This window comes from Massilia sp. Root418 (assembly GCF_001425265.1).
Taxonomy (GTDB): Bacteria; Pseudomonadota; Gammaproteobacteria; order Burkholderiales; family Burkholderiaceae_D; genus Rugamonas.
The window spans coordinates 258,756-283,789 of record NZ_LMEC01000026.1 but is presented as its reverse complement, the minus strand read 5'-3'; the positions used below and the strand labels follow the sequence as shown (position 1 = coordinate 283,789).

The 25,034-nt window shown below is 67.2% G+C and carries 23 protein-coding genes; 14 read left to right on the top strand and 9 right to left on the bottom strand.

Annotation, left to right across the window (positions count from 1 at the left end):
* Positions 1-4: 4 nt before the first annotated feature.
* Both ASC94_RS29760 and ASC94_RS29755 read left to right on the top strand, forming a co-directional pair.
* The gene (locus tag ASC94_RS29760; protein ID WP_056404842.1) at positions 5-1,528 is read left to right on the top strand and encodes a glycoside hydrolase family 30 beta sandwich domain-containing protein; all 1,524 of its coding nucleotides are present in this window, start codon (positions 5-7) and stop codon (positions 1,526-1,528) included.
* 61 nt (positions 1,529-1,589) lie between these two features.
* On the top strand, positions 1,590-2,531 hold the full coding sequence (locus ASC94_RS29755) for a LysR substrate-binding domain-containing protein (protein ID WP_082616929.1): 942 nt from the start codon (positions 1,590-1,592) through the stop codon (positions 2,529-2,531).
* A 54-nt stretch (positions 2,532-2,585) separates the two neighbouring features.
* Here the strand turns inward: ASC94_RS29755 and ASC94_RS29750 are convergent, their stop codons facing one another.
* The 6 genes from ASC94_RS29750 to ASC94_RS29725 form a co-directional block, all read right to left on the bottom strand.
* Positions 2,586-3,584 (bottom strand): TRAP transporter substrate-binding protein, encoded by a 999-nt coding sequence (locus ASC94_RS29750; RefSeq protein ID WP_056404841.1) that lies wholly within the window; start codon positions 3,582-3,584, stop codon positions 2,586-2,588.
* Positions 3,585-3,630: 46 nt separating this feature from the next.
* A complete protein-coding gene (locus ASC94_RS29745; RefSeq protein WP_056404839.1) occupies positions 3,631-4,488 on the bottom strand; it encodes a CoA ester lyase in 858 nt (285 codons plus the stop codon).
* Entirely contained in the window at positions 4,485-5,849 is a 1,365-nt protein-coding gene (locus ASC94_RS29740; protein WP_056404837.1) for an MmgE/PrpD family protein, read from the bottom strand. Before ASC94_RS29740 ends, ASC94_RS29745 begins: the two co-directional genes overlap by 4 nt.
* A 108-nt stretch (positions 5,850-5,957) precedes the next feature.
* Entirely contained in the window at positions 5,958-7,136 is a 1,179-nt protein-coding gene (locus ASC94_RS29735) for a CaiB/BaiF CoA-transferase family protein (RefSeq protein ID WP_056404835.1), read from the bottom strand.
* A gap of 10 nt (positions 7,137-7,146) precedes the next feature.
* On the bottom strand, positions 7,147-8,307 hold the full coding sequence (locus tag ASC94_RS29730; protein ID WP_056404833.1) for an acyl-CoA dehydrogenase family protein: 1,161 nt from the start codon (positions 8,305-8,307) through the stop codon (positions 7,147-7,149).
* A 13-nt stretch (positions 8,308-8,320) separates the two neighbouring features.
* Positions 8,321-9,178, bottom strand: a complete 858-nt coding sequence (locus ASC94_RS29725; protein WP_056404831.1) for a MaoC family dehydratase N-terminal domain-containing protein — start codon at positions 9,176-9,178, stop codon at positions 8,321-8,323.
* Positions 9,179-9,312: 134 nt separating this feature from the next.
* On the opposite strand from ASC94_RS29725, the gene ASC94_RS33355 reads away from it, so the two are divergent.
* Positions 9,313-9,477 carry a hypothetical protein gene (locus ASC94_RS33355; protein WP_200955853.1) on the top strand — a complete coding sequence of 55 codons (165 nt, stop codon included), beginning with the start codon at positions 9,313-9,315 and terminating at the stop codon, positions 9,475-9,477.
* Between the two features lie 16 nt (positions 9,478-9,493).
* Here the strand turns inward: ASC94_RS33355 and ASC94_RS32875 are convergent, their stop codons facing one another.
* Entirely contained in the window at positions 9,494-9,664 is a 171-nt protein-coding gene (locus ASC94_RS32875) for a hypothetical protein (protein ID WP_157201645.1), read from the bottom strand.
* A 208-nt stretch (positions 9,665-9,872) separates the two neighbouring features.
* On the opposite strand from ASC94_RS32875, the gene ASC94_RS33350 reads away from it, so the two are divergent.
* The 4 genes from ASC94_RS33350 (at position 9,873) to ASC94_RS29710 (ending at position 12,098) form a co-directional block, all read left to right on the top strand.
* Positions 9,873-10,022, top strand: a complete 150-nt coding sequence (locus tag ASC94_RS33350; RefSeq protein ID WP_200955852.1) for a hypothetical protein — start codon at positions 9,873-9,875, stop codon at positions 10,020-10,022.
* Between the two features lie 112 nt (positions 10,023-10,134).
* Positions 10,135-10,500, top strand: coding sequence for a hypothetical protein (locus ASC94_RS29720; RefSeq protein ID WP_056404829.1), 366 nt, complete (start codon positions 10,135-10,137; stop codon positions 10,498-10,500).
* A gap of 38 nt (positions 10,501-10,538) precedes the next feature.
* A complete protein-coding gene (locus ASC94_RS29715; RefSeq protein ID WP_056404826.1) occupies positions 10,539-11,003 on the top strand; it encodes an acyl-CoA thioesterase in 465 nt (154 codons plus the stop codon).
* A gap of 81 nt (positions 11,004-11,084) precedes the next feature.
* The gene (locus ASC94_RS29710; RefSeq protein ID WP_056404824.1) at positions 11,085-12,098 is read left to right on the top strand and encodes a DUF4351 domain-containing protein; all 1,014 of its coding nucleotides are present in this window, start codon (positions 11,085-11,087) and stop codon (positions 12,096-12,098) included.
* On the opposite strand, the gene ASC94_RS29705 is transcribed toward ASC94_RS29710, so the two are convergent.
* Together ASC94_RS29705 and ASC94_RS29700 are read right to left on the bottom strand one after the other, a co-directional pair.
* The gene (locus ASC94_RS29705; RefSeq protein WP_056404822.1) at positions 12,099-14,966 is read right to left on the bottom strand and encodes an EAL domain-containing protein; all 2,868 of its coding nucleotides are present in this window, start codon (positions 14,964-14,966) and stop codon (positions 12,099-12,101) included.
* A 131-nt stretch (positions 14,967-15,097) separates the two neighbouring features.
* Positions 15,098-15,868, bottom strand: a complete 771-nt coding sequence (locus ASC94_RS29700) for a transferase spermidine synthase (RefSeq protein WP_056404820.1) — start codon at positions 15,866-15,868, stop codon at positions 15,098-15,100.
* A gap of 149 nt (positions 15,869-16,017) precedes the next feature.
* Here ASC94_RS29700 and ASC94_RS29695 point away from each other — a divergent pair, with 149 nt between their 5' ends.
* The 7 genes from ASC94_RS29695 (at position 16,018) to ASC94_RS29665 (ending at position 24,958) form a co-directional block, all read left to right on the top strand.
* Entirely contained in the window at positions 16,018-16,293 is a 276-nt protein-coding gene (locus ASC94_RS29695) for a hypothetical protein (RefSeq protein WP_056404818.1), read from the top strand.
* A gap of 33 nt (positions 16,294-16,326) precedes the next feature.
* The gene (locus ASC94_RS29690; RefSeq protein WP_056404816.1) at positions 16,327-17,493 is read left to right on the top strand and encodes a GGDEF domain-containing protein; all 1,167 of its coding nucleotides are present in this window, start codon (positions 16,327-16,329) and stop codon (positions 17,491-17,493) included.
* 146 nt (positions 17,494-17,639) lie between these two features.
* A complete protein-coding gene (locus ASC94_RS29685; RefSeq protein ID WP_056404814.1) occupies positions 17,640-19,094 on the top strand; it encodes a Ppx/GppA phosphatase family protein in 1,455 nt (484 codons plus the stop codon).
* 2 nt (positions 19,095-19,096) lie between these two features.
* On the top strand, positions 19,097-19,888 hold the full coding sequence (locus tag ASC94_RS29680; protein ID WP_056404812.1) for an ABC transporter substrate-binding protein: 792 nt from the start codon (positions 19,097-19,099) through the stop codon (positions 19,886-19,888).
* Positions 19,888-23,058, top strand: coding sequence for a response regulator (locus tag ASC94_RS29675; protein ID WP_056404810.1), 3,171 nt, complete (start codon positions 19,888-19,890; stop codon positions 23,056-23,058). Before ASC94_RS29680 ends, ASC94_RS29675 begins: the two co-directional genes overlap by 1 nt.
* An 8-nt stretch (positions 23,059-23,066) precedes the next feature.
* A complete protein-coding gene (locus tag ASC94_RS29670; protein WP_229417449.1) occupies positions 23,067-24,197 on the top strand; it encodes a two-component system response regulator in 1,131 nt (376 codons plus the stop codon).
* Between the two features lie 38 nt (positions 24,198-24,235).
* Positions 24,236-24,958, top strand: a complete 723-nt coding sequence (locus ASC94_RS29665) for a hypothetical protein (protein WP_157201644.1) — start codon at positions 24,236-24,238, stop codon at positions 24,956-24,958.
* The last annotated feature ends 76 nt before the right edge of the window (positions 24,959-25,034 follow it).

Sequence of the window (25,034 nt, the reverse complement as noted above, 5' to 3'; positions counted from 1 at the left end):
TGTGATGCGCGGGGCTGCCTTCGCCACCACGCATGCCTGGGCGCGGCGCACAGTGCTGCCGTGCGCGCTGGTCCTGCCCATTGCCCTGGCAATGGCCGCCGGCGCCGGCGCTGCTGCGGACCTGCCGGCGCCGGGCATGGTGGCCGCCTGGCTCACCACCGGCGACCAGGCCCGCCTGCTGCAGCGCCAGCCGGACCTGCCGCTGGGCAGCCTGCCGCGCGCGCTCACGCCCTGGTCGCCCGGCGTGGACACCGCCGGACCGCTGCCGGCAGGCCCGCACACGATCGACATCGCCACAGGCCCTGGCGCGCGGCGCCAGCAAATGTCCGGCTTCGGCGCGGCGCTGAGCGCCTCGTCCGCTTGGCTGCTGGCGGAGAAGCTGGACCCCGCGCAGCGCCCGTCCCTGCTGGCCGAGCTGTTCGGCCCGTCCCCCGGCATGGCGCTCAGCGTCGCACGCCTGCCGCTGGGCGCCAACGAATTCGCGCTCAGCCAGTACAGCTACAACGACCTGCCGCCCGGCCAGACCGATGACGGCCTGGCGCAATTTTCCATCGACCCCGACCGTGCCTATTTGCTGCCGCTGGTGCAGGACGCGCTTGCCCGCAACCCCGATCTCGAACTGATCGCCAGCCCATCGAGCGCACCCGGCTGGATGAAGACCAGCGGCAGCCTGCTGCAAGGCACGCTGAAGCCCGAGGCCTTCGACGCCTACGCCCGCTACCTGAAGCGCTACGCGGACGTATATCTTGAAGAAGGCATCCCCATCCACGCCATCACGCTGCAGAACGATCCCGCCGGCGAACCTGGCGACGCCCCCGGCATGCGCCTCGACGATGCCGCCCGCGTGCAGCTCATCGCCAGGCACCTCGGCCCGCTGCTGGACGAAGGCGGCCCCCTGATACTGGAATGGGACGGCAACCGCGACGCCCCGCAAGCGCCGCTCAAGGTCCTGCAGGACAAGGCCGCAGCTTCCTACGTGGCCGGCGTGGCCTGGCACTGCTACGCCGGCAGCGTGGACGCGCAGGGCAGCGTGGCCGCCGCCCATCCCGGCAAGGACAGCTACCTCACCGAATGCTCGGGCGGCGCCTGGGCGCCCGCCTGGCGCGACAACCTCATGCATTTCGCGCGCACGCTGGTGCAGGCCGCCACGGCGGGCGCCGCCAGGGGCATCCTGTTCGGCAATATCGCGCTGGACCAGCAGGGCGGGCCGCGCATCGGCGGCTGCCGTGGCTGCCGTGGCGTGGTCACGGTAGGCGAGGGCGGCGCCATCACGCGCAATCCCGAATACTACGTCCTGGCCCACGCCAGCCGCTTCGTGCGCCCCGGCGCCTGGCGTCTCGCCACGCCCCCCGGCAGAGACGGCGTCGACGCCGCCGCCTTCGAAAACCGCGACGGCACGCTGGTGCTGGTCGCCGCCAACTCCGCCGCCGAAGCGCGCACCATCACCGTCCGGGCCGGCGCCAGCGGCTATGCCGCGACCCTCCCGCCGGCCAGTGTCGCCACCTACTTCTGGCGCCCGGCCCCCTGACGACGGCACAGCGGCGGCCGGCTATTCGGCGTAGAATCGGCGCTTAGCCCAGAGGAGCGCCATGCTGTTCGATTTGACCGACCTACGCCTGTTCATCCATATCGCCGAGCTGAAAAGCCTCACCCGCAGCGCCGAGCGCATGCATATGTCGCTGGCGGCCGCGAGCAACCGGGTGAAGGAACTGGAGGCGCGCTTCGGCACGCGGCTGCTGTACCGCGAGAACAAGGGCGTGCAGCTGTCGCCGGCCGGCGAAACGCTGCTGGCGCACGCGCAGCAGTTCATGCAGCTGGTGGAACGCCTGAAAAGCGAAATGCAGCAGTACAACAACGGCATCAAGGGCCACATCCGCATCTTTGCCAACACCACTGCCGTCACCGAATTCATGCCGGAAGTGCTGGGCCGCTTCCTCGGCGTGCACCCGCAGGTGAACGTGGCGCTGGAAGAGCGGCTGAACCAGGACATCATCCGTGGCGTGCAGGAAGGCACGGCCGATATCGGCATCGCCGCCGGCCCGGTGCAGGGCGCCGGCCTGGAGATCATCCCGTTTTCAACCGACCGCCTGGTGCTGGCCACGGCGCCGGACCACCCGCTGGCGGGGCGCGGCCAGATCGGTTTCGCGGAGACGCTGGACTACCAGCACATCGGCCTGCACGAGGGCAGCACCCTGCAGCACTTCCTGGCGCGCGCGGCGCACGAGGCGGGGCAGCGCCTGCAGCTGCGCATCCAGGTGCGCGGCTTCGAGGCCATGTGCCGCATGGTGGAGAACAACGTGGGGATCGCCATCCTGCCGCATTCTTCCGCCCTGCGTTTGAGCCGGGGCATGAAGCTGGCGCTGGTGGAACTGACGGAGCCGTGGGCGGTGCGCGAACGCAGCGTGGTGGTGCAGAAGCTCGACGCGCTGCCGCTGTACGCGCGCGAGCTGGTGGATTTTATTTGCAGCATGGAGTCCGTGGACGGCGGGTTACGCGGCGATGCCGCTAACCCGCCCTACAAGACCGTGTAGGACCGTAGGGCGGGTTAGCGCCGCAGGCGCGTAACCCGCCGGCCGGCCAGCGGCCTATTTGCCTTCCGCGGCGGCGGCTTCCTTGTTGAAGGTGGCGATCAGCTCCTTGCCGATGCGCTCTTCCATGGTCTTCTGCACCGGCAGCAGGGCGTCGCGCCAGGCGGCTTTTTCCTGCGGCGTGAGCGTGTAGACCTCGGTCTTGCCGGACTTGCGGATGGCCTCCAGCGCGGCGTCGTTCTCCTTCTGCGCGATGTCGTTGGCATACCTGGTGGCTTCCTTCATGGCGCCGTCCAGCGACGTGCGCACGTCGGCCGGCAGCGCGTCCCAGAACTTCTTGTTCACGATGACGGCATAGCCGATGTAGCCGTGGTCGGATACGGTCAGGTGCTTCTGCACCTCATGCACCTTCTGCGTGTAGATGTTGGACGGCGTGTTCTCGCTGCCGTCCACCACGCCGGTCTGCATGGCCTGGTACACCTCCGAGAAAGCCAGCACCTGCGGATTGGCGCCCAGCGCCCGCATCTGCGCGTCCAGCACCTTGGACGACTGGATGCGCATCTTGGTGCCCTTGAAATCGGCCGGCTTGCGCAGCGGCTTGTTGGCGGTCATCTCCTTGAAGCCGTTGTCCCAGAATGCCAGGCCGACAATGCCCTTGGACTCCAGCTTCTTCAGCAGCGCCTTGCCTACCGGACCTTCGTTCACGCGCGCCAGTGCCGCCTTGCTGGGCAGGATGTAGGGCAGGTCATAGACCTCGAATTCCTTCACGCCCAGCGGGCCGAACTTGGACAGCGAAGGCGCCAGCATCTGCACCGATCCCAGCTGCAGCGCCTCCAGTTCCTCCTTGTCCTTGTACAGCTGGCTGTTCGGGTACAGCTCGATCTTCACCCGTCCCTTGGTGGCCGCTTCGGCCAGTTCCTTGAATTTTTGCGCGCCTTTGCCTTTCGGCGTGTCGGCCGCCACCACGTGGCTGAACTTGATGACGATGGGATTTTGCGCATAGGCGCTGGCCGCAAAGACGGTGGCGGCGGCGAACAGCAGGGATTGCAGTTTCATGGTGTCTCCAGGGTGGTGAGGGGCTCTTGCCGGCCCCTTGCGGGTTTTAATGCAGGTTCTTTCGCGCCGCCTCGGAGGCGATGCGCTGCGCCAGCAGCAGCACTGGCTTGTCTATCATCTTGCCGTCCACCGCCACGGCCGCGCCGCGCGCGCTCTCGGCGGCCGACAGCACGCGCTGCGCCCACGCCACTTCCTCGCCGGACGGCAGGAAGGCGCGGTTGACGGCGGCCAGCTGGTCCGGATGGATGCACAGCTTGCCGCCGAAGCCCAGGCGGTGCGCATGGCGGGCGTCGTCCTCGGTGGCGTCGCCGCCGATGGCGAGGGTGACGCCGTCCACCGGCGCGCGCAGGCCGGCCAGGCGCGAGGCCAGCACGATCTGGGAGCGGAAGTAGAGCAGCTCTTCGCGGTCGCCATGGATGCCCATGTCAAGCTTGAAGTCGATGGCGCCGAACATCAGCCGCTGCACGCGCGGCGCAGACACGATCTGGCTCATGTTGGCGAAGCCCTGCGCGGTCTCGATCAGGGGGAACAGCGGCGCGCTGGACGAGGCGCTGGCCACGTCGGCCACGCGTTCGGCCTTAGGCAGCACGATGCCGGCGATGCCGGGGCGGTGGCACAGGATCAGGTCGTCGCCGAAGCAGCCGGAGTTCACGCAGTTCACGCGCACCAGCACCGGCACGTGCGGCGCGCGGCCCTCGGGGCTGGACAGCCAGTTTTCCAGCGCGTCGCGCGCCGTGCCCTTGGCGTTGGGCGCTACCGCGTCCTCAAGGTCGATGATGACGGCGTCCGCGCCCGAGGCGCAGGCCTTGGCAAACCGGTCGGGCCGGTCGCCGGGGACAAACAGGAAGGAATGGGCCAGGGCCAGCCTGGCGTCGGGTGGGGCAGCATGTACGGCAGTGCTCATAAGAGGTCTCCCATAGTGTTAATGCGGCTGATGGACCAGATTTTGTCGGCCAGGGCGGCCATTTCGGCCGGCGTGGCGGCCCCGCTGAAGGCGGCCAGGCGCGCGGCTTTTTCTTCCAGCTCGGTGCGGCTCAGGGTATTGCCGGGGTCTCCTTTGGGTTCGTCGACGCGGCCGTGCAGCGTGCGGCCATCCGTGGTGCCCACGGTCACCTTGCCTATCCAGCGGGCCGGGTAGGCCTGGTCAACCTCTTTATCGAGCACCATGTGTACTTTGCCACGGAATTGGGCAACGCGCTGCGCATTGAAGCCCGATTCGAACTCGGTCAAGCCGGCGCTGCCGAATTCGGCGATCAGGCCCAGCACCGTGCCCATGGAGAATTTGGCCTGGTGCACCGTCTGCGGATTGATCACGGGGCCGAGCACGTCGATGGCGCCCTGGTGCACATGGCACTCCACGCGAGCGATCTGGTCCGGCGCCAGGCCGTGCTCGCGCATCAGCTGCTGCAAGGCGTCGGCGGCGGGGTGGGTGTGGCGGCAGCTGGCGTGGAATTTGAACGAGGTTTCGGCCAGCGTCCAGCGGAAGCCCAGGCGGTCGATCAGTTTGGCCGGGTCGGCGTCCTGCGTCATGCCGGCGCCCATGCCCTGGGCGCCCTCGAGGATGCGGCGCGCGCCGGTGAAGCCGGCCTGGGCGAGGTAGGCCGACATCAGGCCGTCGCTGGCGGCTTTGGCGGTGTGGAGCTGCTTGGAGTCGGCGGCGTCGCGCAGGAATTCCCACAGGCCGGCGGCCTGGGTGCCGGCCGAGCCGAAGGCGTGCAGCATCTGCTCGGGCGTGAGATTGAGCAGGCGGCCTGCCGCCGCTGCGGCGGCGATGGTGCCGGCGGTGCCGGTGGTGTGGAAGATCTTGTAGTGCGGACGGCCGAGGAATTCCCCAACGCGGATGCCCACTTCGTAGCCGGCCACCACGGCGGTCAGCAGCTCGCGCCCGGAGCGGCCCAGCGCCTGCGCCACCGCCAGCGCGGCCGGGAAGACCACGGCGGCGGGATGGAACACGGAGCCGTTGTGGACGTCGTCCTGCTCGGCGTAGTGGGAGGCGGCGGCGTTCACCATGGCGGCGAACATGGGCGTGGCGTGGGTGCGGGAGATCAGGATTTCGCACGGGCCGGCGTTGGGGCCGCCGCCCATCTGCCCGGCGTAGCGGGCGATGGTTTCCACCGGGCGGGCGCCCTTGCCGGCCAGGGCCGAGCCGGCCCAGTCCAGCAGCAGATCCTCGGCGCGGCGCAGCACGTCGTGCGGGATGGTTTCGAACTGCAGCGTGGCGGCAAAGGTGGCCAGGGCCAGGCTTGGGTGGTTGATGGCGTTCATGGCGTCTCCGGTGATGGCGGGTTACGGCCTGCGGCCTAACCCGCCCTACGTGGGTCATGTGTTCCGTTATCCTGTAGGGCGGGTTAGGCGCAGCCGTAACCCGCCGTGTTAGACGGCATGTGCCCCGCGCAGCGCCGCGATGGCCTCCGCGCCATAACCCAGCTTGCCCAGGATCTGGTCCGTGTGCTGCCCCAGCGCCGGCACGCCGTCCATCCGCGCTTCGTAGGTGTTCGGCACGCCGGGCGGCAGCAGCGCCGGCATGGTCCCGGCGGGCGTGCCCACCTCCACCCAGCGTCCGCGCGCCTTGAGCTGCGCGTGCTGCCACAGGTCGTGCATGTCGTTCATGTGCGCATTGGCGATCTGCGCGCTGTCCAGGCGCGCGATCACCTGGTCCGCCGTCAGCGTGGAGAATACCGCCACGATCATCTCGCGCAGCTCGTCCCGCGCGGCCGTGCGCACGGCGTTGGATGCATAGCGCGGGTCTTTCGCCAGTTCCGGCCGCAGCAGCACCTTGCTGCAGAACAGTTCCCACTCGCGTTCATTCTGCAAGCCCAGCATCACGGTCTTGCCGTCGCCGGCCGGGAAGGGGCCATAGGGATAGATGGTGGCGTGCGCGGCGCCGGCGCGCGGCGGCGGCGCCGCGCCGTCCATGGCGTAGTACAGCGGATAACTCATCCACTCGGCCATGCTCTCCAGCATGGACACGTCGATATGGCAGCCTTGCCCGGTCTTGCCGCGCTGGATCAGTGCCGCCAGGATGTTGGTATAGGCGTACATGCCGGCCGCGATGTCGGCGATCGAGCAGCCCGCCTTGGCCGGCTCGTCCGGCGTGCCGGTAATCGACAGGAAGCCGGACTCGCTCTGGATCAGCAGGTCGTAGGCCTTCTTGTCGCGGTAAGGTCCGTCCGCGCCGTAGCCGGAGATGTCGCACACGATCATGCGCGGAAACCGCTCCTTGAGCGCCTGGTACGACAGGCCGAGCCGCGCGGCGGCGCCGGGCGCCAGGTTCTGCACTAGCACGTCCGCATCTTCCAGCAGCTTGCCGAGGATGACGGCGGCTTCGGCGTGCTTCACGTCCAGCGTCAGGCTTTCCTTGGAGCGGTTGGTCCAGACGAAGTGCGAGGCCAGGCCGCGCGCGCGGGCGTCGTAGGCGCGCGCGAAATCGCCCACGCCGGGGCGCTCCACCTTGATGACGCGCGCGCCCAGGTCGGCCAGCTGGCGGGTGCAGAACGGCGCGGCAATCGCGTGTTCCAGCGTTATGACGGTGATGCCATCGAGCGGACGCATGGAATTCTCCTCAGAACGAGCGCGGCATGCCGAGCACGTGTTCGGCCACGAAGGACAGGATCAGGTTGGTGGAGATCGGCGCCACCTGGTACAAGCGCGTTTCGCGGAACTTGCGCTCCACGTCGTATTCGTGGGCGAAGCCGAAGCCGCCGTGGAACTGCAGGCAGGCGTTGGCCGCTTCCCAGGACGCGTCCGCAGCCAGCATCTTGGCCATGTTGGCCTGGGTGCCGCAGGGCTGGTGCGCGTCGAACAGCGCGCAGGCCTTGTAGCGCATCAGGTTGGCCGCTTCCAGGTTCACATACGCTTTCGCGATCGGGAACTGCACGCCCTGGTTCTGGCCGATGGGGCGGCCGAACACCACCCGCTCGTTGACGTATTTGGTGACCTTGTCGATGAACCAGTAGCCGTCGCCGATGCACTCGGCGGCAATCAGCGTGCGCTCGGCGTTCAGGCCGTCCAGGATGTACTTGAAGCCCTTGCCCTCTTCGCCGATCAGGTTTTCGGCCGGGATTTCCAGGTTCTCGAAGAACAGCTCATTGGTTTCGTGGTTCACCATGTTCAGGATGGGCACCACCGACATGCCCTGCGCCATCGCGTCCTTGATGTCGACCAGGAAGATGGACATGCCTTCAGACTTTTTGGTCACCTCGGCCAGCGGCGTGGTGCGCGCCAGCAGTATCATCAGGTCCGAGTGCTGCACGCGCGAGATCCATACCTTCTGGCCGTTGACCACATAGCGGTCGCCCTTCTTCACGGCGGTGGTCTTGATCTTGGTGGTGTCGGTGCCGGTGGTGGGCTCGGTCACGGCCATCGATTGCAGGCGCAGTTCGCCGCTGGCGATCTTCGGCAGGTAGAGCGCCTTCTGTGCCTCGGAACCGTGCCGCAGCAGGGTGCCCATGTTGTACATCTGGCCGTGGCAGGCGCCGGAATTGCCGCCGGAGCGGTTGATTTCCTCCATGATGACGGATGCCTCGGTCAGGCCCAGTCCGGAGCCGCCGTATTCCTGCGGGATCAGCGCGGCCAGCCAGCCGGCCTTGGTGAGCGCGTCGACGAAGGCTTCTGGATAGCCGCGCTGCTCGTCGACCTGGCGGAAGTAGGAGGATGGGAACTCGGCGCACAGTGCGCGCACCGCGTCGCGGATGTCCTGGTGGTCCTGGGTTGGGATGTGCATGGTATCTCCGGGGTTAATCCAGTGTGGCTTCGGCCTGCATGGCCAGTTCGCCGCGGCTGTTGGCCGCCCACAGGGTGACGGTGCCGTCCGCGTTGTGGCGGCCGTTCACGCTGAAGGGGGCGGTGTCGAACAGCGGCGAGACGGCGCGGAAGCTGAATGCCGCCACGCGCGCCTGTGGCAGCCTGTCGCGCAGCAGTTCCATCAGCAGCGTGGCGATCAGCGGGCCGTGCACGATCAGGCCGGGATAGCCTTCCACCTCGGTGACGTAGCTGCGGTCGTAATGGATGCGGTGGCCGTTGAAGGTGAGCGCGGAGTAGCGGAACAGCAGCACCGGGTCGGGCGAGATCTTGCGGGTCCACTGCGCTTCGCCGGGCGGCATTTTGGGTGCCGGGCCGGCGCTGCCGGGGGCGGGCAGGTCGCGGTAGACAATGTCGTGCTCCTCGGTGATGGCGAGCTGGCCGTCGTGGCGGATGTCGTGGCGCACGGTGACGAAGGTGAGCTGGCCGCCGGCGCCGCTCTTTTGCGCGATATCGAGGATGGTGGAGGTGCGGCTGATGGCGGCACCCACCGGCACGCTGCCGGGAAAGGTGAGGCGTCCCCCGGCCCACATGCGGCGCGGCTGCGGCACCGGGGGCAGGAAGCCGCCCCGGCGCGCATGGCCGTCCGGACCCAGGCCCGACTGCGGGGCGGTGGTCCAGAAGTTGATCCAGTGCCATAAAGGCGGCAAGGGTGCGCCGTGCGGCGGCGCGCTCGGATAGTCTAGCGTGGCAGCCAGCGCGGCTACCGCCTCGGGCCGCACCACGTCATGCAGGGTTTCCGTTTTCCCCGTCCACTGCTGTAGCAAGGTAATGTCGTTGGTGTCGGAAGTCATGGTGGGCTCGTCAAGATTGATGCGATGAGCCAGTGTAGACCGCGTCCGGGCACGCCACAATTTGCCATTTCGGAAGGGGGGCTTCGCTTCAGCTTGAGGCGGGCCGCCCGCCGCAGCAGAAACAGGAGAACGCCATGAGCCGTATCGTCAGTGCCTTTATCCGGGCCCATACCACGCCCGAACCGGATGTCCCGCCGCCGGAACCCGAAAAGGATCCGCCGCCGGACAACACGCCCTTGCCGGAGATCCCGCCCATCGAGGAACCCGAGCCGCCGCAGCCGCCGATCAAGGCGCAGTGACGGCGGCGGCCGCTGCTCAGGCCGGCGCCTTGCCGGCGGGCTTGGATGGCACTGTCTTGATCTGTTCGTCGGTCTCGCGCTCGGCCGGCGTTTTCTCGCCGCTGCCGATGTCCGCTTCCTCGGTCATATGGTCCGCGCTGCGTTCGGCGTCGCCGTTGCCGGGTTTGGGTTGGGTGGCCTGGTTCATGATGTTCTCCCGTGGTGTAAGGCCAAAAGCCTAGCAGGCAGCGGCCGGCCGTGGCGCGCCGTAGCGGCACGGACAACATTGATTGCCGTGAAACTGCGTTGCAGGCTAGCTACATATTTCTGTGTTTGTGCCGGCCGTCACAGTACCGTCACGAATCTGTTCATATAATGAATCATCGACATTCGGTTTATTGATCTCGGAGGCCATCATGGGCAATTCCTTACACAATAAAATCTATCTTGGCCGCCGCCATGCCGCCCTGAACGCCCTCAGCACCAAGCGTGTGCAGGCCCTGCTGCTGTTTACCGCCGCGGCCGGCGCCGCTGTCGCGTGGTTCGCCGTCCAGGCGCTGAAGTAAGCCAGCGCCGCTGAAACGGGCCGCCGGGCGCAAGCTCGCGGCCGCATTGCCTTGCCCTGGCGCTACAGGGCGCGTACCATGAGGGCCGCAAGTCTCTTTTGGAATTTAGGCAATGAAAAACGAAAAACTCTCCGCCGATGAATACGACGCTCTGAAAGAGGTCGCACGCGGCCTCAAGCTGGGCGAGCGCATCAGTGCATGCATCGGCCGCAACACCAAGCGCCTGTCCGGGCTCAAGATGTTCAGCATCGCCCGCAACGGGCACATCACCCTGACCGAAAAGGGCCAGCAGGCGCTGTTCCTGCGCCGCTGCGTGCTCGGCCTGCGCGCGGTCGCGGCTGGCGGCGACGTCAAGCTGGACACCGACGTGGCCACCTTCCTCGGCAAGAAGGCGCACATCGTGGCGCGCGACGGCGGCTACGACATCACCGACAAGGGCCGCGAATCGCTGGCCGACATCGAAGCCCAAGGCATCTGACACCCCTCAACTCTCAAGGTTTTTCAATGGATAGCGCAATGCACTGGTCGGCCCACGAGCTGACGATGACCGTTCTGATGACGCCCGACATGGCCAACTTTTCCGGCAATGTGCATGGCGGTACCATCCTGAAATACCTCGACAGCGTGGCCTATGCCTGCGCCAGCCGCTATTCGGCCAGCTACGTGGTGACTTTGTCGGTGGACCAGGTGATGTTCCTGCAGCCCATCCACGTGGGCGAGCTGGTGACCTTCCTGGCGTCGATCAACTACACCGGCAACACCTCGATGGAAGTGGGCATCCGCGTGGTGACGGAAAACATCCAGCAGCGCCTGGTGCGCCACGCGAACAGCTGCTACTTCACCATGGTGGCGGTGGACAAGGACCGCAAGCCGGTCGCCGTGCCGCCGCTGGTGCCCGAGACCGAGGAACAAAAAGCCCGCTTCGAGCAGGCCAAGCTGCGCAAGGCGGCGCGCCAGCAGGTGACAGCCAAGCGCAAGTAAGCAACCGCGGCGCGCGCCGAACCTGCTGCGGTTTGCATTGGATCAATGCAGCGGGCCCGGGCGTGGCCGTAGACTGGCTGGATGCCGAATGCCGTCCCGCCAGCGCGTTACGATCTGCCTTGGAAAGCTGCGTTGACGCATGCTTTCCGCGCCTTCATGGCCTTCTTTTTCACCGAGCTCTGTGCCAGGATCGACTGGACGGTGCGGCCGCGCTTCCGTGACAAAGAGCTGGCGGGCATCAGCTTTGGCGACGCCCCGGACGGCATGGTGGCTGACAAACTGGTCGAGGTCCGCCTGCGCGATGGGAGCGAGCAGTGGGTGCTGATCCATGTCGAAGTCCAGGCGCAGCGCGATGGATCGCTGGCGCGCCGTGTATTCGATTACAACTACCGTATTTTCAATGAGTACGGCCGGCAGGTTGCCAGCCTGGTGCTGCTGGCCGACGACGATCCCGGCTGGCGTCCGCATGCCTTCCACAACCAGCTGCTAGGCACGGTGATGGGGATCTCTTTCGCCACAGCCAAGTTGCTTGATTTTGCTGGGCAGGCCGATGCCTTGATGGCTTCCCGTAATCCGTTCGCCCTGGTGACACTGGCACATCTGCGCACGCAGCAGGCCCGGCATGATCCCGATCAGCTCTACGCGGCCAAGTGGCAAATGACCAAGCTACTGTATGAACATGGCTGGAGCAAACGGCGCATAATTATGCTGTTCAAGGTGATTAACTGGATGATGGCCCTGCCGCCACTGCAGCACGAGCGCTACTGGCGGGGTGTTCGCCGGTTGGGGAAGGAGCACAACATGGAACTCGATATGAAAAACCCAATGGAATGGGTTACGCCGTTGGAAGAAATGTTCATTGACAAGGGCATGAAGAGGGGGCTGAAGAAAGGGCTGGAGCAAGGGCTGGAGCAAGGGCTGGAGCAAGGCAGGAAGGCAGGGGCCGCCGCGTTGCTGGAGCGCTTGCTGACGCGGCGCTTCGGGCCGCTGCCGCGCACTGTCCAGCGCAAGCTGGCCAACGCCAGTGAGGAGCAGTTGGCAGCCTGGAGCGATGCATTGCAGGATGCGCAGTCACTGAAGCAGATATTTAACTAATCAGGCGGCCAGCGTGGAACTGGCCGAATCGAGGTGGCGGCCCTGGCGCGCCATCTGCTCGAACAGCTCGGGCGCCACCGGGCGGCTGAAGTAATAGCCCTGGATGGCGTCGCAGCCGTGCTGCTGCAGGAAGTCCAGCTGCTCGCGGCTCTCCACGCCTTCCGCCACCACCCGCAATTGCAGGTTGTGCGCCAGCGCGATCACCGACACCACAATGGCGGCGTCGTCCGGATCGGTGGCGATGTCGTTGACGAAGGAACGGTCGATCTTCAGCACGTCGATCGGGAAATCGCGCAGGTAGGACAGGCTGGAATAGCCGGTGCCGAAATCGTCGATCGACAAGGTGACGCCCAGCGCCTTCAGCTGGTGCAGCAGGCTCACCGCCTGCGCCACGTCGTTCATGAACAGGCTTTCGGTCAGCTCGAGTTCCAGGCAGGCAGGCGGCAGGCCGGTTTCGGCCAGCACGGCCGCGATCACCTGCACCAGGTCCGGCTGCCTGAACTGGCGCGCAGACAGGTTTACCGCCATCTTCATGGGCGCGTGGCCGTGGCTGTGCTCCAGCCACGCCTTGGCCTGTGCGCAGGCCGTGCGCAGCACCCAGGCGCCGATCGGCACGATCAGCCCGGTTTCTTCCGCCAGCCCGATAAAGCGCGCCGGCGACACCAGCCCCAGTTCCGGATGCTGCCAGCGCAGCAGCGCTTCGGCGCCGATGATGCGGCCGCTGTCCAGGTCCACCTGCGGCTGGTAGTGCAACGCGAATTCGCCGCGTTCTAGCGCCTTGCGCAGCGCGTTCTCGATGCGCAGGCGCTCCTGCGCCTCCTCGTTCATGGCCGGCTCGTAGAACTGGAAGCTGTTGCGGCCCAGCTTCTTGGCCGCGTACATGGCGATGTCGGCGTGTTCGATCAGATGCTGGGCGTTGCCGCCGCCGTCGTACGACGCCACGCCGATGCTGCAGGTGACGAAGAATTCCTTGCCCTCCAGGATCACCGGCTGCGCCACCGCGTGCATCACGCGCTGCACGATGTCCGGCGACAGCGTGGCCTCGTTCGATTCGCCCAGGATGGCCACGAACTCGTCGCCCGACAGGCGCGCCACGGTGTCGCTGGCGCGCACCGCCGCCAGCAGGCGCTCGGCCACGGTCTTGAGCAGCAGGTCGCCGGCCTTGTGGCCCAGGCTGTCGTTGACGAACTTGAATCGGTCCAGGTCGATCAGCAGCACCCACATCGGATGGCCGCTGCGGTTGGCGTAGGCGATGGCCTGGCTCAGCCTGTCCTGCAGCAGCGCGCGGTTGGGCAGGCCGGTCAGCACGTCGTGGTGGGCGATGTGGTGGATGCGCTGCTCGGACAGCTTGCGCTCGGTGATTTCGCTGCCGGTGCCGCGGTAGCCCTTGAATTCGCCGCGCGCGTCGTACACCGGCTCGCCGCTGGTGGTGAACCAGCGGACCACGCCGTCGTCGCCGGTGATGGCGTATTCCAGGTGGGAAAATGGCAGGCGCGCTTCCAGCCGCGCGATGTGGTCGCGGCCCCAGCGCGAGGTCAGCATCTCGGGCGTGCTGTCCCAGCGCGTGCGGCCGATGAAGCGGCCCGGGTTGATGTGGCCCTTTTCGAAGAAGCCGTCGGTGATGCTGGTGAAGCGGTAGAACGCGTCCTGTTCCCAGTACCAGTCCGAAGACAGCGCCAGCAGGCGGCGGAAGCGCTGTTCGCTGTCGAGCAGGGCGCGCTCGGTGTGCTTGCGCATGGCCACGTCGGCCGCCAGCCGCTCGTTGGACTGGCGCAGTTCGGCGGTGCGCGCATCGACCAGCATCTGCACGCGGCGCGACCGCAGCACCAGGCTTTGCACCAGCGCCGCCATCAGCACGCTGAACAGCGCGCCGCCCAGCAAAGTGCTCAGCGACCCCAGATGGCTGTCGATGAAGGGCTGGGGCAGGGCGGTCACGTGCACTTCCCAGGGGCGGCCCAGCACGGTGTAGGTCTGGCGGTACAGCGCATGCTGGTGGAAGGCGAACCAGCGCGCCAGCGGATGGCTGGCGCCCGGCGCGGGTGGCAGGTCGCCATGGCTGAACACCAGGTTGGACGCCTGCGCCGGCGCGCCCACGTAGACCCGCAGGGCCAGGCCGCTGTCTTGCAGCAGGCCTGCCGACTGCAGGATCTTGCTCACCAGCGAGGGCGCGCGGATCACGGTGGCGGTGTCGCCCAGCCAGGCTGCCTGGCGCTGCTGCGCGGTGTCCACCGGGGCGCCGCGGCGGTACACCGGCATCATCATTACCAGGCCGGGCTCGCTGCCCTTGGACTGGGCCAGCTTGAGCAGGCCGGTGGAATGCGGCTGGCCAGTGGTAAGGATGTCGTCGATGGCCAGCGGCATCTGCGGGTTGTAGCCGGAATCGAGGCCGAAGGCGCGCCGGTTGCCCTCCAGCGGCTCCAGGAAGTGCACCACGTCGTAGCTGGCGCGCTCGCCGGCCGGGCGCAGCACGCCGTTGTCGTTTTCCGTGATGGTAAAGCCGGGGAAGACGCGCCGCATCTCCGCCTCGTAGGCCGGGCGCTCGGCCAGGGGCACGATGCGGTGGTAATTGAAGGCCTGGATGAAGGGGTACTGCTGCAGCAGCGGCGCGGTGAAGTCATGGAACTGCTGGCGGCTCACCGGGGCGGCGGCCACGAACAGCTGGTTGGTCATTTTCAGCACCTGCACCGCCTCGTTCAGGCCGCGCTGGATGGCGGCGGTGCGCAGGTTGGCGCGCTGCTCGAAGTCGAGCTGCAGCTTGCCGTATTCGAGCGCGCCGACCGCGGCGAACAGCACGCTGGTGATGAGCAGCCCCGCGCCCAGGGTGCACGCCGCCGCGACGGTGAGGGTGGATTTGCGGCGACGTGTCATTGCTTTCCTGTACAGTGAAAATTCGGCGGGGATGGGGCCGCCATTAGTTTGTCACAAAACTTGCCGTTCGGCATAATTTCGAAAAAAAATAATTCTAACTGACAACAATTATTTCGATTTGATAATGTTGCTTAACCGCTGTTCAGCCAGCGCAGCCGCAGCACGGTCCAGTGTGCCAGCAGGCGGTGCGCCAGGCCCCAGGCGGGGCCGCGCCGGTGCGCCGCCCGCTGCAGGGCGCGCTGCGCCGGTGTCGGCACGGCGCTGGTGCTGTTGATCGCAAACAGCAGGCGGTTGTTGCCGGCAATGCCATGGAAGCTCCCAACGCGCTGCCGGAAGCAGGCGCGCAGCCGGCGCAGCACGGCCGGATACTGGGGATCGTAGCTGAACACATTGGCCACCAGCACGCCGCCCGGGCGCAGGGCGCGCCGGCAGTCGGCGTAGAAGGCGGCGCTGGCCAGCGCAGGCGGCAGGCCGTCCTGGTCGAAGCCGTCCACCAGCAGCACGTCGGCGGCGCCGCGCAGGGTGGCCATGTAGTGGCTGGCGTCGGCGTGCACGACGCTAAAGCGTTCGTCGTCTGGCGGGATGGCGAACTGGGCGCGCAGCGCGATCACGTCCGCGCGCAGTTCGATCACCGTGATGCGGCTGTGCGGCAGGTAGCGGTAGCAGAACTTCGCCAGCGATCCGCCGCCCAGGCCGACCATGACAATGTGGGCCGGACGCGGCTGGAACAGCACGAAGCACATCATGGCGCGCGCATAGGCCAGCACCAGCCGGTCCGGATCGGCCACGTGCATTTCGCTTTGCACCATGCCGGGCTGGAATTCCAGCGTGCGCAGGCGGCCGCGCGTGCGCACGCGCGGCGGCGCGGGCGGGGCCGGAGTGTGGTGCAGAGTGGCGGGCATGGCTTGCTGACCTTGTTGTCAACGGTTAAGTTCTGATAAGCTCGGGGGATTGTAGCGGAGAGCATGCGGCCGCGCATATTCATTTACACGCACACTAATTCTAGGTACATTGCCGACATAGGCAGCGGCCACCGTGGAGAGAGCACACCATGTTTTTAGATCACCCGACCATTACCGCCACGAACAGCTTCACCGAACCGGACCGCATCGAGCGCCTGGGCCGGGTTTATGGCTACGTGGCGGCGCTGGCCGATATGGCCGGCAAGTCCAGCTTCATCGAGAAATTCACGCAAATCCACGACCACAAGGGCACCCTGATCGTGTTCTGGCACGACGCCCCTACCGAAGACGAGAAGGAATTCTTCTCCAAGGCCTGGGCCAGCAAGATCGGCGACGGCAGCACCAACGTCGAACACGAAGTGTAAGCCGGGCCGCAGGCGCGGCCCGCTGTCCCCCTCATGGATATCAAAACCCTGGTACTGGCGCTGGCGCTGGGCAATCTGAGCCTGTGCGCGGCGCTGTTCTTCTTCGAGTACGAAAGCAAGAAGTCCCTCAGCCTGTCCACCTGGGCGGTCGCCAAGCAGCTGCAGGCGGCGGCCTGGTTCCTGCTGTACTTCCGCGGCGTGCTGCCGGACCTGCTGACCGGACCGCTGGCCAATGTGCTGCTGTTCGCCGGCATGGCGCTGGACGCCGGCGCGCTATGGCAGGCGGCCGGGCGCCCCGGCTGGCGCCGCTGGATGCTGCCGGCCCTGGCCGGCACGTCCACCGCCTACCTGGCCTGCCATTTCCTGGACGTGGCGCCGGGGCCGCGCGCGGCGGCCGGCTTCCTCATCGTGAGCGGCTTCTTCCTGTCCGGCGTGGCCGCGCTGGCGCTGGCGTGGCGCGGCGGCAGCATGCTGCGGCGCTACCTGGTGGTGGTCATGGCGGGCCTGAGCATGCTGGTGGCAGGGCGCGGCGTGCTGGCGGCCACCTATCCGGAGGGCTGGTCCTGGGTCGGCCCGCTGGTGCTGCAGGGCGTGGGCTTCGGCGCGCTGTACCTGATGATGCTCACCAATGCCTTCGGCTACCTGCTGCTGTCGCGCGAAAAGCTGCAGGCCGAGCTGGCGCGCCTGGAAGTGGTGGACCCGCTGACGGACGTGCCGAACCGGCGCGGCTTCTACCAGGCGCTGGCGCCATGGATGGCGCTGGCGCGCCGCCCCGGCCTGCCCACCGCGCTCATTCTGCTGAACCTGGACCAGTTCAAGCGCGTCAACGACAGCTACGGCCACACGGTGGGCGACGTGGTGCTCAAGGCCATGGTGGAGATCTGCAAGAAGCAGCTGCGCGACAGCGATTTGATGGGCCGCCTGGGCGGCGCCGAATTCGCCATCCAGCTGCCGCGCACCTCGCAGCAGGACGCGGCCATGGTGGCCGAGCGCATCCGCGCCGCCATCGCCAGCCAGCCGGTGCGCGCCGACAAGGCCATGATCAGCCTGAGCGCCAGCATGGGCGTGACCACTATCCGCGCCGACGACAGCACCGTCACGCTGTTCAAGCGCGCCGACGGCGCCCTGCAGCAGGCCATGCTGGGCGGCGCCAACCGCGTGGCGGAGGCGCCGGACGCCACCATCGCCGAGGAAGTGTAGCGGCTGAGTGTCGCCGCCGAGCCTCGCGCACGGAACAGAGTGTCATCATCGCGTCACAATCGAGCCTTACTGTGGTAGCATTTTCATATAAACAGTATAAATCGATGCTGGAATCAATACACGGACCCACACCTGGAGCAAGTAGCATGTACGCAGCGGTAGACCTGGGTTCCAATAGTTTTCGGCTTGCCATCGGCAAGCATGACGGCGACGAGATCCGCGTCGTCAAATCGGCGCGCGAGCCGATCCGGCTGGCGGCCGGGCTGGACGCGTCCGGCAACCTCACCGAGGCCGCCATGCAGTCCGCCCTCGGCTGCCTGAAGAATTTCCGCCTGGTGCTGGAGGGCTACGACCTGGAAGCGGTGCGCGTGGTGGCCACCTCCACCTTGCGCCTGGCGCGCAACGCGGCCGCCTTCCTGCCCGCCGCCGAACAGGCAATCGGCCACCCCATCGAAATCATCTCCGGCGAGGAAGAGGGGCGGCTGATCTACATGGGCGTGTCCAATGCGCTCAACCTGCCCGGCGAGCGGCGCCTGGTGATCGACATCGGCGGCGGCTCCACCGAGCTGATACTGGGGCGCGGCAGCGACATCGAGCGGGTGGAATCGTTCTCCATCGGCAGCGTCAAGCAAAGCCTGTCCTTCTTCGTCGGCGGGCGGGTGGACGGGCCCTCGTTCGAGGCCGCCATCCTGTCGGCGCGCAGCCATTTCGAGGACGCGGCGCCGCCCTACCATCCCGAATACTGGAAGAAGTGCTACGGCTCGTCGGGCACGATCCGCGCCATCGCCGAGATCATCGAGAAGAACAAGCTGGGCAACGGCGTGACGGCGGTCAGCCTGGAGGCGCTCAAAAAGCGCTTCATCGCCGCCGGCCACGTCAGCCGGATGGACATGCCGGGTTTGCGCCCGGACCGCGCCAGCACCATCGTCGGCGGCCTGGCCGTGCTGATCGCCCTGGTGCACGAGCTGGGCGTGGCCGCTTTGACGCCGATCGAAGCCGGCCTGCGGGTGGGGGTGATGTGGGACCTGCAGCTGCGCTCGACCAAGCGCGACCGCCGCGACCAGTCGGTGCGCGCCTTCCTGCAGAAATTCCAGGTGGACGAGGGGCGCGCCAACCGCGTGGCCGAATACGCCGCTGCGCTGTATGCGCAGATGAAACCGGCCACCGACAACTACACCCGCTTGCTGGCCTGGAGCGCGCTGCTGCACGAGGTGGGCATGGTGGTGTCGCAGACCGGCTACCACAAGCACGCGTGCTACATGGTGGAAAACGCCGACCTGCCCGGCTTTACCACGCGCGAGCAGAAAACCATGGGCCGCCTGATCGTGGCGCAGAAGGGCAACCTGCGCAAGGTGGGCGACGCGCTCACCGACGGCGACTTCGCCAAGGCCGTGGTGGCGCTGCGCCTGGCCATCCTGTTCATGCACTCGCGCATCGACATCGATTTCACGGAACTGAAGCTGCGCATGAAGAACCGGATCGAGCTGGAATTGCGGCGCGAGTGGGTGGCCGACCACCCCACGGTGTCCTACTGGATGGAGAAGGAGCAGGAACTGTGGGACGAAGTGGGCGTGGACTTCAGCATCCGGGCCAACGCCTGACCATGGCGCGCAGCTGCCTGGCCTGGCTTTCCCTTGCTGCGCTGGGCTGCGCCCTGCAGGTTCCAGCCGCCGCCGCGCCGGTGGAGACCGTCACCCTGTGCTTCGAACGCGCCAACGTGCAGCCCTGGCGCACCGAGCAGCAGGGCGGCCTCAATTTCGCGCTGCTGCGCATGGTGGAGCAGCGCCTCAACATCCGCTTCGACTTCCACAGCATGCCCTGGAAGCGCTGCCTGGCGCAGCTGCAGGCCAATGCATACGACGGCGCGTTCGCGGTCAGCTACATGCCGGAGCGCCGCGCGCTGGGCGTGTTCCCCGGCGATCCCAATGCCGGCGCCGACAACACCAAGCGCATGCACGTGGACCGCTACATGCTGTTGCGCCGCAAGGGCAGCGCCGTGGAGTGGGACGGCAAGGCCTTGCGCAAGCTGGACGGGCCGGTCGGCTTCCAGCTCGGCTACTCGGTGGGTGCGATGCTGCGCGGGCTGGGGGTGGAGGTGGACGAGGGCAGCCAGCGGGCCGACGAGCTGGCGCGCAAGCTGGCCGCCGGGCGGGTCGGCGCGGCGGCCATGGGCGGCAGCGACGCGGCGGCCGTCATGCGCAGCCCGGTGGCGGCCCAGCTGGAAGTCATGCCGCTGCCGCTGATTGAAAAGCCGTATTTCCTGGTGCTGTCGCACGGCATGGCACATCGCCGGCCGGAGCTGGCGCAGCGCATCTGGAATGCCATGGCGCAGGAGCGCGCCAGTCCGGCCTATAAAAAGCTGGAGCGCGCGGCACTGGAAGGCGAGGGAGGCTGATGCGGCGGCGCCTGCTCAAGGCCTGGCGCGAAGACATCCTGCTGCGGCTGGCGGCGGGCATCCTGCTGGCCGTGGCGCTGACCACGGCGGTTTACACCACCTACGCCACCCACACGCTGCGCGCGGAAGCGGAGCAGCAGCTGCGCGAGCGCGCCAGCCATCTTGCCAGCGTGCTGGCGCAGACCCTGGCGCGGCCGCTGTTCGACATCAATAGCGCCGCCGTGGCCAGCGTGGTGGACGCCATGCAGGCCACGCCGGAAGTGCTGGTGCTGCGCGTGCTGGCGCCGGGCGGCGAGCAGCTGGCCAGCTTCCGCGCCGGGCGCGCAGCGGGATCGGCCGGTGCGGAGGGTGGCGCGGCGCAGGCCGCGATCACCGTGCGCCGGGCCGTGGAATACCAGGACGGCAAGCGCAGCTACCCGGTCGGCACGCTGGAGCTGGCGTTCTCGCGCCAGCAGGTGGACTTGCAGCTGCGCCGCCAGATCACCCACACCATGCTGGCCAACCTGCTGCTGGCGCTGGCCATCATCATTTCCATCCTGCTGGTGGCGCGCAAGGTGAGCCAGCCGTTCACCGACATCCAGCAGGCGCTGGAAAAGCTCACCCGGGGCGAAATCGACATCAAGCTGTCCGGCATCGGCCGGGTGGACCAGATAGGGCGTCTGTCCAAGGCCGTGCACAGCTTCCGCGACACCCTGACCCGGCTGGGCCAGGCCGAGCACGAGCTGCGGGAACTGAACAGCCACCTGGAGCAAAAAATCGCCGAACGCACGGCGGAACTCACCCGCACGGCGCAGCTGGCCAGCGACAGCCAGAAGCAGCTGGTCAAGGCCAATGAGCTGGCCGAGGCGGCCAATGTGGCCAAGTCCGAATTCCTGGCCAACATGAGCCACGAGATCCGCACCCCGATGAGCGCCATCATCGGCATGGCTTACCTGGCGCTGCGCACCGGCCTCACGCCCAAGCAGCATGACTATGTGAACAAGATCCATCGCGCCGCCATGTCGCTGCTGGCTATCATCAACGACATCCTCGATTTCTCCAAGATCGAAGCGGGCCGGCTGGAGGTGGAACAGGTGCCGTTCTTCCTGGACGACGTGCTGGCCAACGTGGCCAGCGTCACCAGCCAGCGCGCGGCGGACAAGCAGCTGGAATACCTGTTCCACGTGCCGCCGTCCATCCCGCGCCACCTGGTGGGCGACCCGCTGCGGCTGGAGCAGGTGCTGATCAACCTGGTCAACAATGCCGTCAAGTTTACGCCGGCCGGCGAGCTGGAAATGAGCTGCACCCGGCTCGATACGCCGCAGCCCGGCGGAAACCGCTCGGCCCTGCTGCGTTTCGCCGTGCGCGATACCGGCATTGGCATGACGGCCGGGCAGATGGGCAAACTGTTCCAGGCCTTCAGCCAGGCCAACGGCTCCATCACGCGCGAATACGGCGGCACGGGCCTCGGGCTGTCGATCTCGCAGCAGCTGGTGCAGCTGATGGGCGGCGAAATCACGGTGGAGAGCGTGCCGAACCAGGGTTCCATCTTCCGTTTCGACCTGGCGTTTCCGCTGACAGGACAGGCCGAACGCGCCGCAGTGGTGCCGGCCGCGCTGAACGGCGTGCGCCTGCTGCTGGTGGACGACAGCCCGGTGGCGCTGGAAATCCTGGCCGAAGCCATGCGCGCGCTGCCGCTGCGGGTGGACACGGCCGGCACCGGCACCGAAGCGCTGGCCGCCATCGCCGCGGCCGACCGCGCCGGCGATCCGTATCGGCTGGTGCTGAGCGACTGGCAGATGCCGGACATGGACGGCATCGCGCTGTCGCGCCGGGTGCAGCAGGACGCTGCGCTGCAGGCCCGTCCCGGCATGGTGCTGGTGACGGCCTTCGGGCGCGAGGAGGTGCAGCCGGAGGCCGAGGCGGCGGGCGTGATCGGTTTCCTGTTCAAGCCCATCGGGCAGTCTGCGCTGGTCGATACGCTGGTGACGCTGCTGGCGCCCGGCTTCAGGCAGCGCGGCGCGGAGCGGCGCGCCGAGCTGCCGCGCCGCGTCGGACCAAGGCGGCAGTCGGAACAGGCCGAGGGCGAGGCGGTGCCTGGCCAGCGCTACGCGGCCCGGGTGCTGCTGGTGGAGGACAATGCCGTGAACCAGCAGATCGGCGCAGAGCTGATGGCGACGCTGGGCATTTGCGTGGACCTGGCGAACAATGGCGAGCAGGCGCTGGACATGCTCCGGGAAGGCGGGCCTGAAGCCTACGCGCTGGTGCTGATGGACCTGGAAATGCCGCTTCTGGACGGCCACGCGGCCACGCGCCGCCTGCGCGAAGACAAGGCGTTCGACGACGTTCCGGTAGTAGCCATGACGGCGCACGCGCTGCCGGACATCCGCGAGCGCTGCCTGGCCGAGGGCATGCAGGATTACGTTACCAAGCCGATCGAACCGGAGCGGCTGTACGCGGTGCTGGCGCGCTGGCTGGGCATTGCCCGCCTGGCGCCGACGCAGGTGCCGTCGCCCGAGCCCACGCTGGCGCCCGGCGCCGCGCAGCGTTACCAGGCCGCTGGCGCACCGCAGCTGGACGGCATCGACACCGCGCGCGGCCTGCGCCACGTGGCCGGCAACGCCGGGCTGTACCAGCAGCTGCTCGACAGCTTCCGCCTGTCCCAGCGGGACACAGCTGCCGGCCTGCGCGCCGCCGTGGAGCGCGGCAGCGTGCACGAGGCGGCAGCCGCCGCCCACAGCCTGCGGGGCGTCGCCGGCAACCTGGGCGCCACCGCCCTCGAAGGCGCCGCGCAGGCGCTGGAAGCCGCCTTCGCGACTGGCGCCGACAACGCACCCTCCCGTGAGTCCGTCGCTCCCTTGCTGGCTGCCGTCGAACGCGAGCTCGCGGGCGTGGCGGCGGCGCTGGACCGCCATTTCGGCACCGCCGTCCGGTCCCAGCCGGCCAGCCCCGAAGGCGACCCCGCCGCGCCGGACGCCATGGAAGCCATCCATGCCTTGCGCAAGCTGCAATCCCTGCTCGCCGAATTCAGCGGCGACAGCACCGACTATTTCGATAGCGCGCGGCCCGCCCTGGCCACGCTGCTGTCGGCGGCCACGATGGACCGCCTGGCCTCACACATGGCACACTATGACTTCGCCGCCGCCAGCCAGTTGCTGGCCGCCGCCGTACAACAACTGGACCCAGCATGAACACCAGAATGAATACTACTAACCAGACCGCCCGCCAGACCATCCTGATTGTCGACGACACACCGGACAACATCACGCTGCTGTCCATGCTGCTGAAGGATAAATACAATACCAAGGTTGCCAAGGACGGCGCTACCGCGCTGCAGATCGCCGAGACCTCCACGGTGGACCTGGTGCTGCTGGACGTGATGATGCCGGGCATGGACGGCTACGAAACCTGCCGCCGCCTCAAGCAGAATCCTGCCACCGCCGATATCCCGGTGCTGTTCCTGACCGCCAAGAGCCAGCCCGAGGACGAGGCGCTGGGCTTGCGCCTGGGCGCGGTGGACTACCTGACCAAGCCTGTCAGTCCGCCCATCCTGTTCGCCCGCGTGGCCACGCACCTGAAGCTGCGCGCCGCCAGCCAGACCCTGAAGACGGAAAACACCAACCTGGAAAGCCTGGTGCAGCAGCGCACCGGCCAGCTCTCGCTGATGCAGGACGCCACCATCATGGCCATGGCCACCATGGCCGAAACGCGCGACAACGAAACCGGCAACCATATCCGCCGTACGCAGAACTACGTGGCGGCGCTGGCGCGCAAGCTGCAAAGCCACCCGCGCTTCGCCGCCGAGCTCACGGACGAGAACATCACGCTGCTGTACAAGTCTGCGCCGCTGCACGACATCGGCAAGGTCGGCATCCCGGACAGCATCCTGCTCAAGCCGGGCAAGCTGGATCAGGAGGAGTTCGAGATCATGAAGCTGCACGCCGTACGCGGGCGCGACACCATACGCCAGGTGGAGGAGTACATCGGCGGCAGCAACGGCTTCCTCACCTACGCCCGCGAAATCGCCCATTCGCACCAGGAGAAATGGGACGGTTCGGGTTACCCGGAAAAACTGGCGGGCGAGGCGATCCCCCTGTCGGCGCGCCTGATGGCAGTGGCGGACGTGTACGACGCGTTGATTTCCAGGCGCATCTACAAGCCGCCTTTCAGCCATACCGAGGCGGTCGCCGTCATGCAGGACGGGCGCGGCACGCATTTCGACCCGGATATCCTGGACGCCTTCCTGGAGATCGAGGGCGTTTTCGCTGAGATCGCCAGCAAGTTCCGCGACGCGGAAGATGTTGCAAATGAGCAGGCTCCTCAAAAATAGTATATATTGTTTATATTGTTGAAAATTCTGGAGTGGAAATGAACAAAACCGATAGCGCAGTCAAACCTGAAGAGAAAGCTTCCGAACCCAAGGCGGCCGTCCCCACCGCAACCGCCCCCAAGGCCGCGGCAGCGAAAGTGAACGGCGCCAAGCCGGCTGCGCCGCGCGCAGCCGCAGCGAAAGCAGCTGCACCGAAGACCGCCGCCGTGAAGGCGGCCGCTCCGAAAGCTGCCGCACCGAAAGCTGCCGCACCGAAAGCCGCGGCACCGAAGGCCGCTGCACCGAAGGCCGCAGCGTCCAAGGCTGCTGCGCCTAAAGCGTCCGCACCTAAAGCCGCCGCACCTAAAGCCACAGCACCCAAAGCCACGGCACCTAAAGCCGCCGCCGCGAAAACTGCAGCGCCCAAGGCCGCCGCAGCGAAGGCCGCCAAGCCGGCCAAGCCAGCCGCACCGAAAGCCGTGAAAGCGTCGCCGAAAGCCGCGCCGAAAGCCGCACCGAAAGCCGCCGCCAGGCCTGCGGACGCGGCCAAGGAAAAGGTCCGCAAGGAAAAACTGGTACGCGACAGCTTCACCATGCCGGAAGCCGAATACGCCGTGCTGGGCCAAGTGAAGAAGGCCGCCCTGAAAGCCGGTTTCGAGATCAAGAAAAGCGAGCTGCTGCGCGTCGGCGTCGCGCTGATCAGCAAGACCGACATGGCCACCTTGAAAAGCGTGCTGGGCTCCTTGCCGCAGCTGAAAACCGGCCGCCCCAAAAAGGTCTGAGCCCGTTGTATGTAACCAAAGTGACATGACATTGTCACGGTCCTGAAGTATTACAGGGCTACGCTTGCTTCGTCTC

What these genes read in the sequence shown, in the direction of transcription:
- ASC94_RS29760 (WP_056404842.1), top strand. Translation starts at nt 5, where the DNA reads ATGCGCGGGGCTGCCTTCGCCACCACGCATGCCTGGGCGCGGCGCACA.
- ASC94_RS29755 (WP_082616929.1), top strand. Translation starts at nt 1,590, where the DNA reads ATGCTGTTCGATTTGACCGACCTACGCCTGTTCATCCATATCGCCGAG.
- ASC94_RS29750 (WP_056404841.1), bottom strand. Translation starts at nt 3,584, where the DNA reads ATGAAACTGCAATCCCTGCTGTTCGCCGCCGCCACCGTCTTTGCGGCC.
- ASC94_RS29745 (WP_056404839.1), bottom strand. Translation starts at nt 4,488, where the DNA reads ATGAGCACTGCCGTACATGCTGCCCCACCCGACGCCAGGCTGGCCCTG.
- ASC94_RS29740 (WP_056404837.1), bottom strand. Translation starts at nt 5,849, where the DNA reads ATGAACGCCATCAACCACCCAAGCCTGGCCCTGGCCACCTTTGCCGCC.
- ASC94_RS29735 (WP_056404835.1), bottom strand. Translation starts at nt 7,136, where the DNA reads ATGCGTCCGCTCGATGGCATCACCGTCATAACGCTGGAACACGCGATT.
- ASC94_RS29730 (WP_056404833.1), bottom strand. Translation starts at nt 8,307, where the DNA reads ATGCACATCCCAACCCAGGACCACCAGGACATCCGCGACGCGGTGCGC.
- ASC94_RS29725 (WP_056404831.1), bottom strand. Translation starts at nt 9,178, where the DNA reads ATGACTTCCGACACCAACGACATTACCTTGCTACAGCAGTGGACGGGG.
- ASC94_RS33355 (WP_200955853.1), top strand. Translation starts at nt 9,313, where the DNA reads ATGAGCCGTATCGTCAGTGCCTTTATCCGGGCCCATACCACGCCCGAA.
- ASC94_RS32875 (WP_157201645.1), bottom strand. Translation starts at nt 9,664, where the DNA reads ATGAACCAGGCCACCCAACCCAAACCCGGCAACGGCGACGCCGAACGC.
- ASC94_RS33350 (WP_200955852.1), top strand. Translation starts at nt 9,873, where the DNA reads ATGGGCAATTCCTTACACAATAAAATCTATCTTGGCCGCCGCCATGCC.
- ASC94_RS29720 (WP_056404829.1), top strand. Translation starts at nt 10,135, where the DNA reads ATGAAAAACGAAAAACTCTCCGCCGATGAATACGACGCTCTGAAAGAG.
- ASC94_RS29715 (WP_056404826.1), top strand. Translation starts at nt 10,539, where the DNA reads ATGCACTGGTCGGCCCACGAGCTGACGATGACCGTTCTGATGACGCCC.
- ASC94_RS29710 (WP_056404824.1), top strand. Translation starts at nt 11,085, where the DNA reads ATGCCGAATGCCGTCCCGCCAGCGCGTTACGATCTGCCTTGGAAAGCT.
- ASC94_RS29705 (WP_056404822.1), bottom strand. Translation starts at nt 14,966, where the DNA reads ATGACACGTCGCCGCAAATCCACCCTCACCGTCGCGGCGGCGTGCACC.
- ASC94_RS29700 (WP_056404820.1), bottom strand. Translation starts at nt 15,868, where the DNA reads ATGCCCGCCACTCTGCACCACACTCCGGCCCCGCCCGCGCCGCCGCGC.
- ASC94_RS29695 (WP_056404818.1), top strand. Translation starts at nt 16,018, where the DNA reads ATGTTTTTAGATCACCCGACCATTACCGCCACGAACAGCTTCACCGAA.
- ASC94_RS29690 (WP_056404816.1), top strand. Translation starts at nt 16,327, where the DNA reads ATGGATATCAAAACCCTGGTACTGGCGCTGGCGCTGGGCAATCTGAGC.
- ASC94_RS29685 (WP_056404814.1), top strand. Translation starts at nt 17,640, where the DNA reads ATGTACGCAGCGGTAGACCTGGGTTCCAATAGTTTTCGGCTTGCCATC.
- ASC94_RS29680 (WP_056404812.1), top strand. Translation starts at nt 19,097, where the DNA reads ATGGCGCGCAGCTGCCTGGCCTGGCTTTCCCTTGCTGCGCTGGGCTGC.
- ASC94_RS29675 (WP_056404810.1), top strand. Translation starts at nt 19,888, where the DNA reads ATGCGGCGGCGCCTGCTCAAGGCCTGGCGCGAAGACATCCTGCTGCGG.
- ASC94_RS29670 (WP_229417449.1), top strand. Translation starts at nt 23,067, where the DNA reads ATGAATACTACTAACCAGACCGCCCGCCAGACCATCCTGATTGTCGAC.
- ASC94_RS29665 (WP_157201644.1), top strand. Translation starts at nt 24,236, where the DNA reads ATGAACAAAACCGATAGCGCAGTCAAACCTGAAGAGAAAGCTTCCGAA.